A 17,703-nucleotide genomic window follows, 5' to 3' on the forward strand; every position below is an offset into this window, starting at 1 on the left:
AAAAATCAACGTGACAGAATTTCGGCAAGCCTGAGATTTACTAAGGTCTCACTTAAGGGCGTCAGCTTCGGGCCGTCCGTCCATAACAATGCCGCCTCCACTTTCCGTTCCGGATAGATGCCGCGCAGCAGCGCCACATAGCCGGCCATCTGGCGCTGATAGGCGACGGCGGCGTCCTCGGCGCGATCGGGCGCCGGGCGATTGGACTTGTAGTCGATGACCAGGACGCGTTGCGGCGTGACAACCAGCCGGTCTATACGGCCGGACAACATGATGGCCGCACCCGTATCAGTCTCGCCGATCTGGCCGGCCAGGGCGACTTCGGCGCGCGAGGCCGGCCCGAAGGCTTCGGCAAAACGGTCGTCGTTCAGGACCGTCATGACGGCCTGGCGCATCTCGGCGCGCTGATCGTCATTAAGGTCGGTCTGGCGGTTGAGGAAACGGCGCGCCACGGCTTCGCGCATGTCAGGCGATACGTCCGGCAGCATTTCGAACAGCTTGTGGATCAGGTTACCCCGCCGGTAGCGGCCGATGCCATTGGCGGTTTCCAGCGGAGATGGCGCGGGTTCGTCGGCTTCGCGGTCCTCATCGCCCATCTGCGAGATCGCCTGCCAGCGTTCGGACTCGATATCGGCCTGGGCGACCAGGGCAGTAACCCAGTCAGGCAACTTGACCTGGGCCGCAACGACGCGCGCTTCGGCCGGCACCAAAGGAGCGCGTTCACCGAAGACCTGCACCACCGCCTCTTCGGTCTGGTCGGCGTCGTCGAACGGCGCGACCAGTTTCATCGCTTCATCCTGCGTGACCATGCGGCCAAAAGCGTCGCGCGCCAGGTCGTACCAGCCAGGAAAGTTGGCGACCGGTGCGGCGCGCTTGCCGGCGTAGGCGCACAGCGTCAGGCGGTCGCGCGCCCGCGTCAACGCCACGTAGAACAGCCGCAAGCTTTCCTGGTCGTCCTTGAGCGCCGTGGCGTTGCGGATATCGGTGATCGCCGGGACATCGCATTTGCGGCCCCCTATGCAGAGATAGAGCCGGCCGTCGGAATCGGTCAGCAGCAGGTCTTCGCGCCGCGCCGACTTGTGCTGGGGCGCGATCGGCAGGATAACCCACGGCGCCTCAAGCCCCTTGGAGCCATGAACCGTCATCACCCGGACGCTGCGGCCGCCCTCTTCCTGCTCGCGCTTGATTTCAGATGCATTGAACTCGAACAGGTTCAGGCATTCCGACAGGCTGTTGGCGCCCGCGCCTTCAACCTTCAGCGCCAGTTGCAGCGTCTCCTCCAGCACATCCTCGCATTCGTCACCCAGCCGCGTCAGGAAGCGCTGCTTCATGCTGCGCCCGACGGCGTCACGGCGGTTGAGTACGCGCGACAGGAAGTCAAACGCCGGGAGCTTGTTCGAGGCGTCAAGCGCCCACAACAGCAGAATGCGTGCATCAGCGATCGGGCCCTCTTCGCCACGTGCATCGATCAGTGCCCCCCACAGCGAGGTGCGGCGACCATAGGCAAGCTGGAACAGCTCGTCCTCGCTGACGTCGCACAACGGGCTGCGCAACACGCAGGCCAGGGCCAGGTCGTCCTTTGGCTGGAGGCAGAAGCGCATCAGGGCGCGCAGGTCCTGAAAGGCGATGTGTTCACCGAGCTTCAGCCGGTCGGCGCCCGACACGGCCACACCGGCGACCTTCAGTTCCCGGATGATATGTTCGAACAGGATGTCGCGCTTACGCACCAGGATCAGGATATCGCCGGCGTGCAGCGGCCGGCGCGTGCGTTTGGCGCGGTCCCAGACGCTGCGGCCCGCTGCGATTTCGTCGGCGATCGTCGCCGCCAGCTGTCGCGCCAGCCGTTTGGCCGGGTGGGCCTGGCCGGGATCGTCGACGGCGCGTGCTTCATAGAGGTCGTCGGCATCACGTTCCGCCGCATCGATCGGCTGGACCTGCGGCCACAGCTCGACGCAGGCCGGGGCTTCGGAACGGCGTGCCTCATGGACGATGGCCTTGCCGGTAAAGTTCAGCGCCTCGGCCAGGTCCGAACGATCGAAGACGGTATCGACAAAGCCTAGCACTTGCGGCAGCGAGCGCCAGCTTTGCGTCAGCTGCGGCGCGACGAATGTTTCGCCGGCGGCATCGATCACCTGTTTGTAACGTTGGCCCTGTTCGAGGAATTGGGACGGCTCCGCGCCTTGAAAGCCATAGATCGACTGTTTTTCGTCGCCGACGGCAAAGACAGTGCGCGTCTGCGACGTGCGGCCGTGGCCCGAGAAGAACTCATCGGTCAGGGCGCCGACGATCGCCCATTGGTCTTCGGATGTGTCCTGCGCTTCATCGACCAGAATATGTTCCAGGCCCTCATCGAGCTTGAATAGCACCCAGGCAGCCATGCCATCGCGCGTCAGCAGGTTGCGCGAGTGGTTGATCAGGTCCTGGAAATCGAGCCCGCCGACATCGCCCTTGGCTTCCTTGTAAAAGGTGCTGAAGGCGATGAAGAGATAGAGCGCATCGAGCGTATTAGCGGCGATTTCGACCGCTTTTAGCCGTTCGGCCAACTCCAGAACCTCCGCAAAGAGACGGTCGAGCAGGATGGCGTCGCTGGCCGAGGTTTCCTTGGTGTAGGGGTTTTTGCGCGGATCGCCGGTCTTGGTGAAGAAGACGGTCTTCAAGGTGTCGAAGTCAAAACCACGACCGTCATTATAGGCCATGTAGAGGTCGAGCAGCGCCTGGCCCGCCTCGGTGTTGGTCTTGGTGCTGCCCAGCTTAAGCGACTGCGCCAGGTCCTTGATGATCTGCCATTCAATCCGGTCGGCATAGGCCTGCAGGCAATCATGTGTGGTGCACGGCGTGTCGATACCGAGGCTGCGGAAGATTTCGGCCTGCCAGTCAGGATGCCGGTCGCGCAAGGCATCAAAGGCCAGCGCAATGTCGTCATGCTGCGCAATAAATTGACCCAGCAGCTTTTCGAAACCGAAGGGTTTAAGCTTGGAAATCAACCGGGTGCGCGCTTCGATGACCGGCGCCTGAGTCGGCAGGATCAAAAGATCGGAGGCTGCGCTTTCTTCAATCTCGGCCGACTGAAAATCGTCGATGACCGAAAAGGCCGGCGACAATCCGGCCTCGAGCGGAAACCGGCGCAGCAGTTTTTCGCAGAAGGCATGGATGGTCTGGATCTTCAGCCCGCCCGGCGTCTCAAGCGCCTTGGCGAACAGGGCGCGGGCATTGGCCAGATCGCGGGGGTTTTCATCGATCGCCGCCAGGTCTTCGGCCAGCTTGTCGTCTTCGGCAACCGCCCAATGGCCAAGCCGTTCGAACAGGCGCGCCTGCATTTCAGCTGCCGCGGCCTTGGTGTAGGTGACGCACAGGATGCGGTCCGGCTGGGCGCCGCGCAGCAGCAACCGCGCCACGCGGTTTACGAGCGTGGACGTCTTGCCCGACCCGGCATTGGCGGTCAGGAAGCACGATGCCTTGGGGTCGGCGGCGATATTTTGCGGATTGGGGATCATACCTCTCCCCCGTCTTCGCTGCTTTCGCCCGCATCGTCTTCGCCCAGCACGTGCCATTCGTAGAGCCGCGCCAGCTGATCGTAATCACCGCCGCGCGTCTTCAGGAACTGCGGCGCGATCCATGAGCGATAGCCCATGTCGGGGTCCATATAGATCTCAAGGCGGCGTTTGAGACTGTTAAGCGCGGCTTCGGCAAGATCGGCATTGGGTACGCCCTTCTCGTAGATGCCGCGTGGCGTCACCTGATCGGAAGCGACGCGGACATACATCATGTCGCCGACTTCCTTGCCCGAAATGCCTTTAAACCCACCGTGGCGCAGGATGGCCGCGGTCAGGGTCAGCTGCGGATAAAAGCCAGCCAGAACCTGTTTCAGCGAGGCCGGATAGCCCGTCTTGAAGTCGACGATATCGACGGCGTCGTCGCGCACTTCCAGCCGATCCGCGCGCGCTTTGAGCGTAAATGGCCGGCCACGAACATTGAATGCAATCTCGCCCGCGCCTTCGATCAGCAGTTTCGGCCTGGCTGCGCGGCGCTCGGCTTCGAACTCGACATATTTGCGCGCCATAGTCGGCAGCAGCGGCTTTTGCAGCTCCAGCTGTGCCGGCGAATAGTGGGTGTTGGCCAGTTCGCTCTCCAGCAGGCCGGTCAGGCGGCGCACGCCCTCTTCACCGAGCGGCGTATCGTTTTCGACAAACTGCTCCAGGCTGGCGTGGATGGCGGTGCCGCGTTGTCTTGCCTCGACGGGCTCGTTCGGCCGGTCCATAGTACGCAGGCCCAGCACCCGCTTGGCGTAGATGGCGTAGGGGTCGCGGACAAAGACCTCGACCTCAGTGACCGACAGACTATCCGGCCGCGCTTCGACGGGCGGCTTCGGATCGGGCTGGCGCGCGGGGCGCAGCGAGGCCGGCTTGTCCTTCAGCCCGCAGTCAAGCGCGCGCGACCAGTCCTGGACCTCGGGCCGTGTCGGGATGGTAACGCCGGCGCCCTCGCACAGGGTTTTCAGCCGCCACAACCAGCGCGACTGGACCTGCGGCTCGCCTTCGCGACGGCGGCGCGTGATCAGATAGGCTTCCGGCGATGCGGCCGCCTGCAAAAAGTCGTGTGCCGACAGGCCAATGCGGCGTTCAGGCGTCGGCAGGCCCAGTTTCTTGCGCATTGGCCGCGACAGGAAGGGGTCGATGTCCGGCGCCTGGGGCCACACGCCTTCTTCGAGACCCGCCAGGATGATGCGGTCGGCCTTGATGATCCGCGCTTCGATAGCGCCCAGGATTTGCAGGCGCGGGTGGGTGTTGCCGCCGGTGCGGACCTTGGCGTCGCGCAGGATGTGGGTGAGAATATCGGCGAATTCGCGCGGGCTATTGATGGCGTAACCCGCGCCTTCGTGCATCAGTTCGGCGATCAGCGACGAGGCCAACGATCCGGCTGCCCCGGCCCACAGGGCGTCAGCATTGCGCGCCAGACTCTGAGCGACGATCGAAAACAGGGTCAGCGAGGCCCCGAAATTGGTGAAGGGCTGGTCGAGGATCGGCGTGATGGCATCACAATAGTCCGTCCACAGAGTAAGTGCATTCGGATGCAGCTTGTCGGCCGCCTTCAAACGCGCTTCAATAGTATCGAGACCGTTAGGCCGCGCCCCGCGTAAACCGTATTTTTCAAGATCGCTCAGACCCTGCTCTTCGGCAAAACGGCACAGCGGATTGCGCCACAGACTGAGCAAAAGCACCGGATCATGCGGTTCGAGCACCAATCCCACCAGATCGTGCAGGAAACGGCCGGTCAGGCTGCTGAACAGGGGCTCACCGCCCGAGGCGTCTGCCACCAGTCCCCAGCGCGACAACCGCGCCGATACGCGCCGTGACAGGCTGAGGTCGGGGGTCACCAGGGCCACCGTCTTGTCCGGCGTTTCCAGGGCCTCACGCATCAAGAGCGCGATGACGCTGGCGGCGTCTTCATCGCGCGCGGTATCGATCTCGTAAAGGCCTTCCAAACCCTCTTCGACCGTGCGCGCGCCTTCCTGCTTCAGGATGGCGATCTGGGCGCGCCAGTCCTTGGTCGCTTCGGCCGGGCGCAGGGCTTCATTGAGCAGGCGGCGGCGCGATTGCGCGCGGCGGTCGGCATCGAGCGAGGCCGGCCAGACCTGAACCTCGGCGCGCGGCACCTTGTGGCGGTCGATCAGCCGTTTCAGCGTCGATTGCGGATGCGACTCTTCGATCTGCTTCCAGGCGTCTTCGGCCAGCGACAGGTCGAGCCCCGGCAACACCACCGCCCCCATGCGCGCATTGGCGACGACATTGGCCATGTCGGCGGTCGATGGCGCCGAGCCGGTCGTGCCTGCCAGGATTAGCGGCGTAGCGGGTGGATTGTCGCGCCATTGATCGACCAGCCGGCGGATTAGCGCCACCTGGCGCTGCGACGGGTCCATGGCGCCCAGGATTTGCAAGCGGCGTGGCCATTCGCGCACGGCGATTTCCAGAAAGCGCGCCGACAGCTGCCAGTGCTGGGCCCAAGTATCGAGGCTATACTGATCTTCGCCTTCGTTGTGGACCAGGCGGTCGAGCTTGTCCTCGGCATCAACCTCTTCGAGTGCCAGTGAGTCGAAGAAGCGCGCCAGACTGTCGGCCAGTTCCAGCGCCAGACGGCCGGAAATGTGGGAGATGCCGGTGTATTTTTCGGCGATCAGCCGCGCCAGTTCAAAGCGCCGTCGCACCGGCGAAAGGGCTGTCGGCAGATCGAGCCCCAAAGCGTCCAGATCGAACGGCGGCTCGCCTTCGTCGAGATCGCCGATCGCGCGAATCTGCGGCAAGAGCAACGGTTTGCCACGCGCCTGATGCGAAAAGGCGCGCGCCATGGCCCGGGCGCCACGCCGCGTCGGCATCAGGATCGTCGCCTGCTCCAGTCGGCCGTCCAGCGCCTGACAGAGGCCAAGTGCAAGGTCGTCGAGGAAACAGCGGCCGGAGGGGATTGTGAACCAGCGCGGTCCGGCCCGGCCGAAAATGTCGCTGGCCGGGTTCATCCCCGTTCCCAGGCCACCTTAAGGCGGGCGTCGGCTTCGTCGCGGGCGCCGGGGTCGCCGACGTGCATCCAGTCGCCGTCCATGACCGCGCCCTTCAGACGTCCTTCAGGCGCCAGGTTGCGCCACAGCTTCGACAGCGAAAAGGCCTGTTCAGCGACGTCATCGACTATACCGGGCCAGGTGATGTGTACGCCCATATAGACGTAGGGCGCGGACGGCGCATCGTTACGGAAGGTCAGGCAATGGGCGTGGTCCATAAAGAAATCACCCGCGCCATCAAAGCCCGTGGACCGGTTCATGTCGGCGAGCAAAAGCGCGGCGTCCATGCCGCCTTCGTTCCATAGCGCGGCCAGTTGCTTCAGCGCCTGACCATCTGTGTGCTCCTGCCAGACGCTGTCGGTATTGGCGATCCAGATGGGACCGTCGCCCAGCAACGGCCGGGCGTGTTTCAGCCCGCCGCCGGTTTCCAGCAGGGCGCCGCGCTCGTCCGAAATAACGATGTCGAGGTCGCTGCGCGTCTTCAGGTGTGCTTCCAGCTTGTCGGCGAAATAGTGGACGTTGACGACGAACCGCTTGACGCCCACTTCTGAAAGACGATCGAGCATATGGTCGATCAGCGTCTTGCCGTCGACTGTAACCAGGGCCTTGGGCCGGTCATCGGTCAGGGGCCGCATGCGGGTCCCCAGGCCTGCGGCCAGGACGAAAGCGGTTTCAGGGCCAAATTCAGAAACACTCATGCCGTCTTCAGTTTCTCGGAAAAGCCATAGCGCAGGAACCAGTCCTTGAGACCTTCCATGCTCGGCGCTTCGAGATTGCGGCCGAGGTGGCGCCACATGCGCGGCATGAAGGCTTCATAGCGCGGCTTGTGGTCGCGCACGATCAGGCGGGCGAAGATGCCGAGGATGCGCGCCTCATTGAGCGTCGCCAGAGCGGTATAGCCCTGCATGAAGGCGGGGACGTCGGTGTCGGGGCGCAGCGCGAAATAGTGGTCGAGCGCGACCCTTTCCAGCTCCGGCGAGACGTCACGGCGCGCGTCCTGAAGCAGGGAATGCAGATCCCACGACGGATGGCCGCGCAGGGCATCCTGGAAGTCGATCATGCCGACGCGCGCAGCACCCTTGCGTTCCGGCAGCCAAAGCAGGTTTTCAGCGTGATAGTCGCGGTGGATGAAGACCGTCGCGCCGGCTTCGGAGCGCTGACGCAACGGCGCCCACAGGGCTTCCCATTCTTCCAGAGCCTTGTCGCTCAGTGAGTGGCGCGTGTCGAAGCGCGGATACCATTCGACGAACAGGTCGGCGCCGGTCTTCAGCGCCAGGTCGTCATAGGTCAGCAATGGCCAACCGGATTCAAGAGGTTTATTGGCCAGCGTATCCGGCGGGGTCAGTTCATGCAGACGGGCAAGCGCTGCGATGGCCGACAGATAGAGGGGCGTCTCGTCCTGGCCCGAGGCGATCAGGCTGGCGAACAGATCGTCGCCCAAATCCTCGCTGATCAGCAGGCCGTTCGGCGCGTCGACCTCATAGATCTCCGGCGCGGACAAACCCTGGGCGCGCAGATAGTTCGACGCCGCAACAAAGGCTTCAATACGGCCGGCGGCCAGGCGCGCCATGGCGTTATAGCCCGAGGCGCGGCGCTCCGTTTCGTTCTGTGTCGGCAGGCAGGGCTGGCTTTCGAGCGCCGGCGCCTGATCCATCAGCATGAAGGTCTGCGCACCCTTTTTCAGGCGTTCGTAGCGGCGGGTCGAAGCGTCTCCGGGAAGGGGGTGGCGCTCGGCATCACCAAAGCCTGAAGCACTCAAAAATCGGCGCTTGGTCGCCTCTCTGTCATTCATTACGCTTGTTCTTCCCGGTAACGCCCGGCGGGGGTCAGTCTGGCGATACGGCCAGATATCAGTCCCTCCGGAAAATTGGTCTTATCGGGCAGTTCTAGGCAGATATCCAGCCGGTCGTCAAAGCCCAAATGTCCAAGGCGGTCGGGCCATTCGATCACAAGCACGGCATGGGAGAGCGCATCATCCAGACCCAGTTCGTAAGCCTCGTCGGGTGAGGTCAGGCGGTAGAGGTCGAGGTGGAGGACTTCGAAAGCCGGTGCGTCGTAGGACTGGATCAGGGTGAAGGTCGGCGACGGCACGTCCTGATCCGGGCTTGTCAGGGCACGGATCAATCCGCGCGCAAGGGATGATTTGCCCATACCGAGATCGCCGTGCAGGTAGAGGACGTCGGAGGCTTTTAGCTGCGTGGCGACCAAGGCACCGAGCTGCGTCGTGGCGGCTTCGTCCGGCAGCCACAGAGTTTGGGGCTGGGTGAGGTCAATCTTCGACAAGTCCGACGGCGTTTGCATTAAAGATACCCCACCACCGCATCGCCTTCGCTTTGCTCAGTTGTGCGGTCCCCCTCCCCATGCTTCGCACAGGGAGGAGAGAACGCGCTCTGTATCTCCTCCCTGTGCGAAGCATGGGGAGGGGGACCATCAAGCGAAGTGTAGATGGTGGTGGGGCCTCTTGAGATGTCGGACACAACTTCCATGATCAGGCCGTATACCGCCGGTCGGGGTCGAGACTCAATTCCCCTTCGACATAGGCCTTCAATCGCTCGGTCTCGACGCCATCGGGCGCGATAACCGGCCCCACCGTCAGATCGAACCTTTGCCCCGCCTTGTTCAGGAACTCATGGAACAGCGTAATATCGCGCAGTTCTTGGGAAAAGCGGTTGAACAGATGGAACCAGAAGGAATTCGGCCCCTTCAGATGCATCGGCACGATCGGCGCTGCGTATTTCTGCGCCATCGACACCGCCGTTGGCGCCCAGGCGGGATCGGCTAGCTCCCCTTCGGCATTGCGCCGCGCCAGCCGCCCGGCTGGAAACAAAACCACACAGCGCTCAGCCTCAAACGCGGCCTTTGCGGCCTGTAGCGTCACCCGCGTCTTCTCCCGTGTGCGTTTGGCCTCGACCCATTCGACCGGAATCAGACTTTCGGCAAAGCGCTGATTGACGCGCAAGGCGTCGGCATTGGCAAAGAAGATTGCGTCTGGCCGGCGCTGCATGACAGCGTCATAGACGGCGATGCCATCGGCAATGCCGGTAGGGTGATTGCACACCACCACGCACCGCCCGCTCGCCGGCAGACGATCGAGACCCGTCGTCGTCACTTTCAGATGCAGCAGTCTGGAAATATAGCGCAGGGCCTCGTCGCCGCTCACCGTGCCCACGGCATCGGCCATGCTGACCGCCCGCCTGTAGTCGAGAACGGCATAAAGCACGGGCTTAACCGCCGGCCAAAGGGCTGAGCCGACCAGCTTCGGCGCGCGCTCATGGATCAATTCTTCGACGATATGCAATTGCCGCCCAGCCATCTGTGAGTGCTGACGCGTTCGGGGCTTTTTGGCAAGGCTTTTCAATGCTAAGTAGCCGGTATGAGTGAACCCGATCCTCAGACCCAAAACGAAGACCGCCGTCGTCCAAAAGCTATCCTGCCCTACGCCGCCCTATGGGTGACATGCGTGGTGTGTGTGATTTTTGCATGTATGGCCATGCTAAATCAGGCCTGAGCCGTCAGGCATTGCGGAGGTGTGCGCGAAATTCCGTGATTTTTCCGCGCATTTGCGTTAACCATTCTGTGAGGGCTGTCAGGACCGCGGTTTAACGGGTCCGCAGAGCGGCTTTGCGTGCGTCGTCATCGCGTTTAGTAGTCAAAGCGTTCAGAGCCAAAACGAGGGATGGGGTAGTTTCATGAGCAGGAAAGTCCTGTTGTGGGCCATGGCGCTGGTGGTCATTATTCCGGCGCTGATCGGCACGGGATACTGGATCTGGTGGGACCAGTTCCAGCGTTATGCCCCGACGACGATTACGCGTAACCAGGCGGAAATCCAGGTCCTGCTCGATAAGGCCGGCTATGTCTCGCCGGGCAACGGTCCCCAAGCCATCTATGTCATCACGCACCGCAGTTGCGAGACCTGCCGCGCCTTCCAGGAACAGGAGTTCCCGAAATATGACGCCGCCGGTATCGACACGCGCGTCATCGTCTTCGCGCCGGCCGACGACCAGGGCCTGAAACGTTCGACCGCCGCCGAGCGTTCGACCATCGCCGAGCTGTGGCTGACGCGCAGTTGGCCGATCTACCAGGCCTGGTTCATGTCGAGCGACGCCAATTGGAAGGCCACGGGCCTGCCGATCGCCGACAATGATTTCGCCCGTTCGGCGGTTGTCGATGCCACACGCACCTATGTGTCGCAGATGTCGACCCTGCTGTCGGCCAACAATGTCCGCGTCGCCTACCCGCTGGTCATCTGGCGCGACCAGAACAACATGCTGAAGGTCTGCGCCTGCGGTAACGAGAAGGCCTATCACTTCATCCGCGAAGACCTGAGCGTACCGAACACCATTTCCGGCCGCGAAGGCCCGATGTTCAATATCCCGGAAAACGTCCTGTCGGCCTTCGGCTCTTCGTCGTCCAGCGCATCCAAGGCCGCGCCGGCGCCCGTCGTGGTGCCGCAGGCGGCTCCCAAAGCGGCACCTGCACCGGTCGCAAAGCCCGCTCCCGCAGCGGCGCCGGTTCCTGCGTCAGCCGCCGCCAAGCCGGCGGCCACAGCCGTGCAGGTCAAGAAGACCGAAACCACGACGACAACGCAGACGCGTTATCCGACGGACTTCGGCCCGGACAGCTAGATCGGTATGATTTTAAGTGGAAACATCATACCGATCTAAGTTTTTGTTTTGTCGCGATATTTAAGGCGAAAACCCCAAAGACGCTTCTTGGCACTTTTCGCCATATCGCTCTAAGTTTCAATCCTTCATTCAGGCAAACAAAAACCCCGCTGGATTGCTCCGGCGGGGTTCTTCTTACTCGATATCGAAGCGATTATGCTTCGGCGTCGGCATTGCCCGAAGAGGCGGCCGAGGCCATGGCGGCGCGCAGTTCGTCGCCCTTCGAGCCGCGCGTCGAGTTCATCGAACGCTCGACGATACGGGCCGACTTGCCGCGGCGGTCGCGCAGATAGTACAGCTTGGCGCGACGGACGACACCGCGGCGCTTGACTTCGATCGACTCGATCATCGGCGAGACGAGCGGGAACTTACGCTCAACGCCTTCGCCGAAGCTGATCTTGCGGACCGTGAAAGTTTCGTTGATGCCGGTGCCGGCGCGGGCGATGCAGACGCCTTCGAAGGCCTGGACGCGCTCGCGCTCGCCTTCCTTGATCTTGACGTTGACGCGCAGGGTGTCGCCCGGTTGGAATGCCGGAAGCGTCTTGCCAGCCTTCAGCTTGGCGACTTCTTCGGCTTCGATCTGCTGGAGCAGGTTCATGTTAAACTCCTAAATTATAGTTGTGCTACCGCTTCGCTGCTTGAGCACACTGTTGAGGCTTAAGTGCCTTTTGCCTGTGATTTGGAAAGATAAGCCGCCCAGAGATCCGGACGCCGCTCCTTCGTGGTTGCCTCTCTTTGTTCGTGCTTCCACTTGGCCATCTTCTTGTGATCGCCAGACAGAAGCACTTCGGGGATGTCGAGGCCTTCGAACGAACGGGGCCGCGTATATTGCGGCTGTTCGAGAAGTCCATCCTCGAAGCTTTCATTATCGAGACTGGCCGCCGCGCCGAGAACCCCCGGAATAAGCCGCAACGTCGCCTCGATCGTCACCATCGCCGCCGCTTCTCCGCCCGCAAGGACGGCGTCGCCGACGCTGATCTCCTCGAACCCGCGCGCGTCAAGCACACGCTGATCCACCCCTTCGAACCGGCCGCACAGGACGATCAGTCCGGGTGCGGTGGCCCATTCCTTGACTTTCGCCTGGGTCAGGGGCCGGCCCCGGGCGGACATGTACACCTTAGGGCGGTCAAAAATCTCAATCGAATCAAGCGCTTTAGCGATGACATCCGCCTTCAGCACCTGACCCGGCCCGCCGCCTGCGGGGGTGTCGTCAAGAAAGCCGCGCTTATCGCTCGAAAAGTTGCGAATGTCCAGAGTTTCCAAGGCCCAGAGGTTAGATTCTTTCCACGATGTGCCAATCAGCGAGACGCCGAGCGGGCCTGGAAAAGCCTCGGGGAACATGGTCAGGACGGTGACGGCGTAGGGCGTGGACATGGGCGTTCGTGGCTAAAGCAAGAATACCCCTCCGTCAGCCAGCAAGCTGGCTGCCACCTCCCCATCTTCGATAGGGAGGAGGAAGATGCTCTCCTCCCCATTGTATGGGGAGGGGGACCCCGAAGGGGTGGAGGGGTATAACTCTGGCGGCCTTAGCACACTCAGGCCTAAACGCAAATTAGCGCTTCAGTCGCAGGGTCAGTCCATAGGTCCGGGGCTGGCCCATAAAGGCGTCGAAGGTGCCCGCCTGGAACGGCGCCGAGAAGACGACCTGGTAGTAGTCGACATCGGTCAGGTTGCGGCCCCACAGGTCCAGCGCCCAGCGGCCGTCCGGCGCACCGAACGACACCTGGCCGTCATAGAGCGTGTAGGCCTTCTGGATCTTGATCGGGTTGAGGTCCGAGCCGGTATTGTAGTCACTGTTGTACTTGCCGTTCAGCGTGGCAGTCCACGCCAGACCGGCGACCTCGCCCGTATAGTCGATGCCATAGGCCGCCGACCATTCCGGCGCGAACGACGCCGTGCCGTTCGGCACCAGGGCCAGGCCCGGGATGGCTTCGGGGCCGAACTTCGCTTCGTTGTAGATGGCGCCGGCACGTAAGGACAGCGCTCCGACGTGATACTGGCTTTCCAGTTCCACACCCTTGGAGCGCAGATGCGGCACGGAATTGACGACGAAGTTGGTGCCGAGGAAGGTGTTGAGCTGGAAGTTACGGAAGTGGGTGTCGAAGGCCGCCACATCGAAGATCAGGCGGTTGCCTAAGAAGCGGCCCTTCGCGCCGATCTCATAGGACTGAGAGGTTTCGGCCTTGAAAGACGTATCGGTATCGACGCTCAGATCGGCCTTCTGTTCGCGGTCGAGGTTGAAGCCCGCGCCCTTCCAGCCCTGTGACAGCGAGGCATAGGCCATGACCGCCGGCGTCGCCTGCCACTTCAGGCGCAGCGAGCCGGTGCCGGCGTCTTCGCCATTGATCTGAGCCAGACGGTACGAGGTAAAGGCCGGATTGGCCCACGGCTGGCAGATCGTGCCCTTCGACGCGGTGGCCAGGCGACAGGCGATGCCGCCGTCAGTCGTCGTATAGCTGCTCGACAGCCGCTTGTTTTGACGGTTGAGACGCGCGCCGGCCTGGACCGACAGGGTGTTGCTCAGGTCCCATTCAGCGTGGCCGAAGACGGCGAAATTGCGCTCGGTCTGCTGATGGACGTCGCGCGCGCCTTGGCCTTGCACGAAGGATTGGCCGACCGGACGGCCGGTCAGGGTTGAGACGCGGTTGGCGTCGGCGCCGGCCGACAGCAGGAGGCCGATATAGGCTTCGTAGTCCGCGCCATAGAGGGTCTGGTCGCGACGGGTCAGCTCTTCCTGGTCGAGAAACACGCCCAGCATCCAGTCGACCGCGCCGTTCGTACCGTTCAGGCGAACTTCCTGCGAGATCGTGTCGAAGCGGTTGCCAAAGCTGCCATCCGGATCGCGGTAATAGATGTCAGCCGAAGAGAAGTCGGCGTCATAGCCATTGACGTGGTCCCAATGACGGATAGCAGTCACCGAGGTCAGCTGGATAGTGTCGGTGACCTTCAAATCGACCTGGGCGGACAGGCCGGCATCGGTGATTTCCTGATCGGTCGGGCGGTTCGACCAGGCGCGACGGGCATGGACATCGGCCGTCGCCGCCGTGCCGTCGTCAGTTGCCAGGCTGTCGACATAGGCGCGGGTGCCGCCGATGGCGACAGCTGTGCCAACGCAGCAGACTTCGTCGCGCTTGGTGTAGTCGGCGATCAGGCGGACGCGCATCGATCCGTTCGGCACATAGAGCAGTTGACCGCGCGCCGACCAGTAGTTCTGGTCGCCGTCATCGGTGCGCGTGCGCGGGCCTTCGCCGACCGAAACCTTGTACTGGCCGTCGCGCTGGCGCTTGACCAGACTCAGCGACCCGGCCCACTCTTCGCTTAGGGCGCCCGTGGCGTAGGCCGAGACACCGAACGCGCCCATATTGCCGGCAGTCAGGGCCAGCGAATGCGACGGCGTGAACGACGGCAGCTGCGACACGACCTGGATGACGCCGGCCGAGGCGCCCTTGCCATAGACGTCCGACTGCGGGCCTTTGAGGATTTCGATGCGATCGATGGGGCCGAGGTCGCTCATGGCAGTCGCGGTGCGCACGCGGGTGACGCCGTCGATAACGACTCCGACCGACGATTCCAGGCCGGGATTGTCGCCGACAGTGCCCACGCCGCGCAAGCGCGCCGTCGTCTGGGCTTCGTTGGCCGTCGAGGTGATCAGCAGCGACGGCGTCAGCGTCTGGAGGTCTTTCAGGTCGTGGGCGTAAACCCTGTCCATCGCCTCACCGGTGACCACCGCCACCGACAGCGGCGTGCGGCTCAGACGTTCGGGCTTCTTCTGCGCCGTCACGATCACTTCGTCGGATGCTTCTTGCGCCAGGACTGGCGCCGCGAAGGAAACAAAACCCAAAAATCCACTCAGGGCCGATGCGGCCAACAGACGCGATGACAATGACATAAAGCTTTCCCGGTAACGACCCTTTGCGCGGGCCTTGCCGGGCGCGATAGTCCCTTTGGCGTGTTCGCGCAAGCGCTTATAACCGGTCATGCGAAGAAAATTGACCTTACGTAAACTTGACTAAGGTAAACACGAACCGCGTCTCGATCGTGCCTATGCGCATGGATTTTGACCTGCTATAGTTGCCGTTGCGTGTAAGGGCGCAACCGGTCCGCGGGCAGGGATTTTCCCACCTTCATTTACGTTTCTCACGAACAGCTTCCAGCCCTCTTTTCGCGGACATGCCGGGCATTACGGATAAGGCGTTCGTCATGAGCATGATCCCAAAACAGCTTTCGCAAACCGCAGACCTCAATCTCGAATTTTACAAGAAGCAGGCCAAGGCCCTGCTGAAACGCGCCCGCTCCGGTGACGCGGAGGCCAATGCGCGGTTACGCAAATTTGCCGATGGCGACACAGCCCTGCACGTCGCGCAATTGGCGGTCGCCCGCGAACAGGGCTTTGCCTCCTGGCCACGCTTCCAGGCCTTCATCATCGAATCCAGCCTGGACTTTCAAGGCCTGACCGACCGGTTCATCGACGCTGCCTTGTCGGACGAAGCGCGTGCGGCCGCCATGCTGGCCGACCATCCGGAGCTCGCCGAAGCCGGGCTCTACACGGCACTGGTCCTGGGCGACTGGGGGCGAGTAGCGGCGGCGCTGGAACTCGATCCGGACCTGGCTATGGCGCCGTCCGGTCCGAAGGCGTGCGAACCGCTCCTTTATGTCTGCTTCTCGCGCTTCGGCCGCAAGGGTGCGGAACGCGAGCAAAAGATCGCGCTGACGGCGCGGCTGCTGCTGACGCGCGACGCCGATCCGGACGCGGCCTTTACTGCCGATCATGGGCCGCTGTCCTGTCTTTATGGCGCCAGCGGTGTGCTCAACAATGCCGAGCTGACGCGTATCCTGCTCGAGGCCGGGGCCGATCCGAATGATGGCGAGTCGCTCTATCACGCCACCGAGCATCGCGACCTGGAATGCCTGAGCGTGCTGCTGGAATTCGGGGCCAGCGTTGACGGCCATGTCATCCGGCACATGCTCGACCGCGAGGACCCGGAAGGGCTGCGCCTGCTGCTGGAGGCCGGCGGCAACCCCAACGAAACCAATGCGGAGGGCGATACGGCGCTGCATTGGGCCGTCCGGCGCAACCGATCGTCAAATATCGTCAGCATGCTGATTAATTATGGTGCTGATCTCGATGCCGCGCGAGAAGATGGCCGCACAGCCTATGCCATGGCGATCGTCAGTGGCCAGACAGCTGTCGCGGACCTGTTAGCGGCGCGTGGAGCGGATACACGTCTCAGCGCCATCGACACGGTCATTGCCGGCGGCAGCGGTGAGGTGCCGATGGAAAGCGCGCATTCGCCCGCCAACGCCCGGCTGTTCACGCAATTGGCCGAGGCGGGTAATCTCAAGGCCGTCAAGGCAATGCTTGATGCCGGCGTGCCGGTGGAAAGCGCAGGCGACGGCGGCATCACGGCGCTGCACTATGCGTGCTGGCGCGGCGACGCCAACATGATGAAGCTGCTGATTTCCGAGGGTGCGCCACTGGAATCGCCGGACCGGATGTACAAGGCGACACCGGCGGGATTCCTGCATCATGGGTCAACCAACTACGGGCACGGCGACTATGCGCGCGGTGCGCGGTTGCTGATCAATGCCGGCTGTTCGATGGCCGGGTGCACTACACCGAGCGGCAATGCCGGGTTAGACGCAGTTCTGCGACAGAACGGGTTCATCTAAAGTCCCCTCTCCCCGCTTGCGGGGAGAGGGTAGGCGCCGGGCGGCGAGCCTGAGGGGCAAGCGGACAGAGCCGCACGCGCTGAAAGAGTTTCTGCCCCTCATCCGGTCCTGCGGACCACCTTCTCCCCGTTTTACGGGGAGAAGGAATACTACCGCACCTTCAGTCCTAGTTCGGCCAACAATTCCGCGGCCTGACCCCTCGAAATCGTCGCGCCCTTGAAACGCTTGGCATCGTCCAGTCGAACCCCACCGATATCCGTGCCGCGCAGGTCCGCACCTTCGAACCGCGCATTGTTCAACAGGGCGTCGCGCAATGAACAATCCTCAAACACGGCATTGCGGAAGTCGCAGCGCTGAAGATCGGCGTTGTGAAAATCGAGCGACTTCAGGTGCTGCTTGTTGAACGAAATATCATTCACACGCGCATCATTCAGGCGGCATTCCTCAAAACTGATATCCAGCGTTTTGGCCGTATTGAAGTTCGCACCGGTCAACTTGCAGCGCTTGAATTCGGACTGCGCCAGGGTCGCGCCGCGAAACAGCGCATTGTTGAAATCACAACCGATGAACTTTGCTTCATTCATGACCGCGCTGGTGAAGTCGGCTTGCGCACCCTTGCATTTGAGGAATTGCGCGTTTTCCAGCTTAGCGGAAACGAACTTTGTCTTCTTTAGAATGCAGTCTTCGAACACCCAGCCATTGAGGACAAGGTTCGACAGATCGACCTCTTCCAGTTCGCAGCCAGTCAGGGTGACGGGTTCGCCTTTAGCGGCCAGTTGCTGAATAGCCGCGCGGTCGAGGATTTTGTCGATGATGTCCATG

The 17,703-nt window shown here is 62.5% G+C and carries 12 protein-coding genes; 2 read left to right on the forward strand and 10 right to left on the reverse strand.

Annotated elements, in window-relative coordinates; translation table 11 throughout:
• Positions 1 to 5 precede the first annotated feature (5 nt).
• The 6 genes from addA to J2X24_RS12035 all read right to left on the reverse strand — a co-directional run bounded on the left by addA (position 6) and on the right by J2X24_RS12035 (position 9,860).
• Positions 6 to 3,494 carry a double-strand break repair helicase AddA gene (gene addA / locus J2X24_RS12010; protein ID WP_209721613.1) on the reverse strand — a complete coding sequence of 1,163 codons (3,489 nt, stop codon included), beginning with the start codon at positions 3,492 to 3,494 and terminating at the stop codon, positions 6 to 8.
• The gene (addB, locus tag J2X24_RS12015; RefSeq protein ID WP_209721616.1) at positions 3,491 to 6,508 is read right to left on the reverse strand and encodes a double-strand break repair protein AddB; all 3,018 of its coding nucleotides are present in this window, start codon (positions 6,506 to 6,508) and stop codon (positions 3,491 to 3,493) included. Before addB ends, addA begins: the two co-directional genes overlap by 4 nt.
• Positions 6,505 to 7,245, reverse strand: coding sequence for a nucleotidyltransferase family protein (locus J2X24_RS12020; RefSeq protein ID WP_209721619.1), 741 nt, complete (start codon positions 7,243 to 7,245; stop codon positions 6,505 to 6,507). The genes addB and J2X24_RS12020 overlap by 4 nt, the downstream gene beginning before the upstream one ends.
• Positions 7,242 to 8,339: an N-acetylmuramate/N-acetylglucosamine kinase AmgK gene (amgK, locus tag J2X24_RS12025; protein ID WP_209721622.1), complete on the reverse strand. Its 1,098-nt coding sequence runs from the start codon at positions 8,337 to 8,339 to the stop codon at positions 7,242 to 7,244. Before amgK ends, J2X24_RS12020 begins: the two co-directional genes overlap by 4 nt.
• The gene (tsaE, locus tag J2X24_RS12030) at positions 8,339 to 8,848 is read right to left on the reverse strand and encodes a tRNA (adenosine(37)-N6)-threonylcarbamoyltransferase complex ATPase subunit type 1 TsaE (RefSeq protein WP_209721625.1); all 510 of its coding nucleotides are present in this window, start codon (positions 8,846 to 8,848) and stop codon (positions 8,339 to 8,341) included. Before tsaE ends, amgK begins: the two co-directional genes overlap by 1 nt.
• A 187-nt stretch (positions 8,849 to 9,035) precedes the next feature.
• A complete protein-coding gene (locus J2X24_RS12035) occupies positions 9,036 to 9,860 on the reverse strand; it encodes a GNAT family N-acetyltransferase (protein WP_209721629.1) in 825 nt (274 codons plus the stop codon).
• A gap of 376 nt (positions 9,861 to 10,236) precedes the next feature.
• Between J2X24_RS12035 and J2X24_RS12040 the strand changes: the two genes are divergently transcribed.
• Entirely contained in the window at positions 10,237 to 11,172 is a 936-nt protein-coding gene (locus J2X24_RS12040) for a hypothetical protein (protein WP_209721633.1), read from the forward strand.
• A 193-nt stretch (positions 11,173 to 11,365) separates the two neighbouring features.
• Here the strand turns inward: J2X24_RS12040 and rplS are convergent, their stop codons facing one another.
• The 3 genes from rplS to J2X24_RS12055 all read right to left on the reverse strand — a co-directional run bounded on the left by rplS (position 11,366) and on the right by J2X24_RS12055 (position 15,100).
• Positions 11,366 to 11,809: a 50S ribosomal protein L19 gene (rplS, locus tag J2X24_RS12045; protein WP_209721636.1), complete on the reverse strand. Its 444-nt coding sequence runs from the start codon at positions 11,807 to 11,809 to the stop codon at positions 11,366 to 11,368.
• Between the two features lie 59 nt (positions 11,810 to 11,868).
• The gene (gene trmD / locus J2X24_RS12050) at positions 11,869 to 12,585 is read right to left on the reverse strand and encodes a tRNA (guanosine(37)-N1)-methyltransferase TrmD (protein ID WP_209721639.1); all 717 of its coding nucleotides are present in this window, start codon (positions 12,583 to 12,585) and stop codon (positions 11,869 to 11,871) included.
• Between the two features lie 178 nt (positions 12,586 to 12,763).
• Positions 12,764 to 15,100, reverse strand: coding sequence for a TonB-dependent receptor (locus tag J2X24_RS12055; protein WP_209721643.1), 2,337 nt, complete (start codon positions 15,098 to 15,100; stop codon positions 12,764 to 12,766).
• 311 nt (positions 15,101 to 15,411) lie between these two features.
• On the opposite strand from J2X24_RS12055, the gene J2X24_RS12060 reads away from it, so the two are divergent.
• Positions 15,412 to 16,881, forward strand: a complete 1,470-nt coding sequence (locus tag J2X24_RS12060; RefSeq protein WP_209721646.1) for an ankyrin repeat domain-containing protein — start codon at positions 15,412 to 15,414, stop codon at positions 16,879 to 16,881.
• Positions 16,882 to 17,030: 149 nt separating this feature from the next.
• On the opposite strand, the gene J2X24_RS12065 is transcribed toward J2X24_RS12060, so the two are convergent.
• Entirely contained in the window at positions 17,031 to 17,702 is a 672-nt protein-coding gene (locus J2X24_RS12065) for a pentapeptide repeat-containing protein (RefSeq protein WP_209721649.1), read from the reverse strand.
• Position 17,703 lies beyond the last annotated feature (1 nt).

Source organism: Asticcacaulis solisilvae (assembly GCF_017875235.1).
Classification (GTDB): Bacteria; Pseudomonadota; Alphaproteobacteria; order Caulobacterales; family Caulobacteraceae; genus Asticcacaulis; species Asticcacaulis solisilvae_A.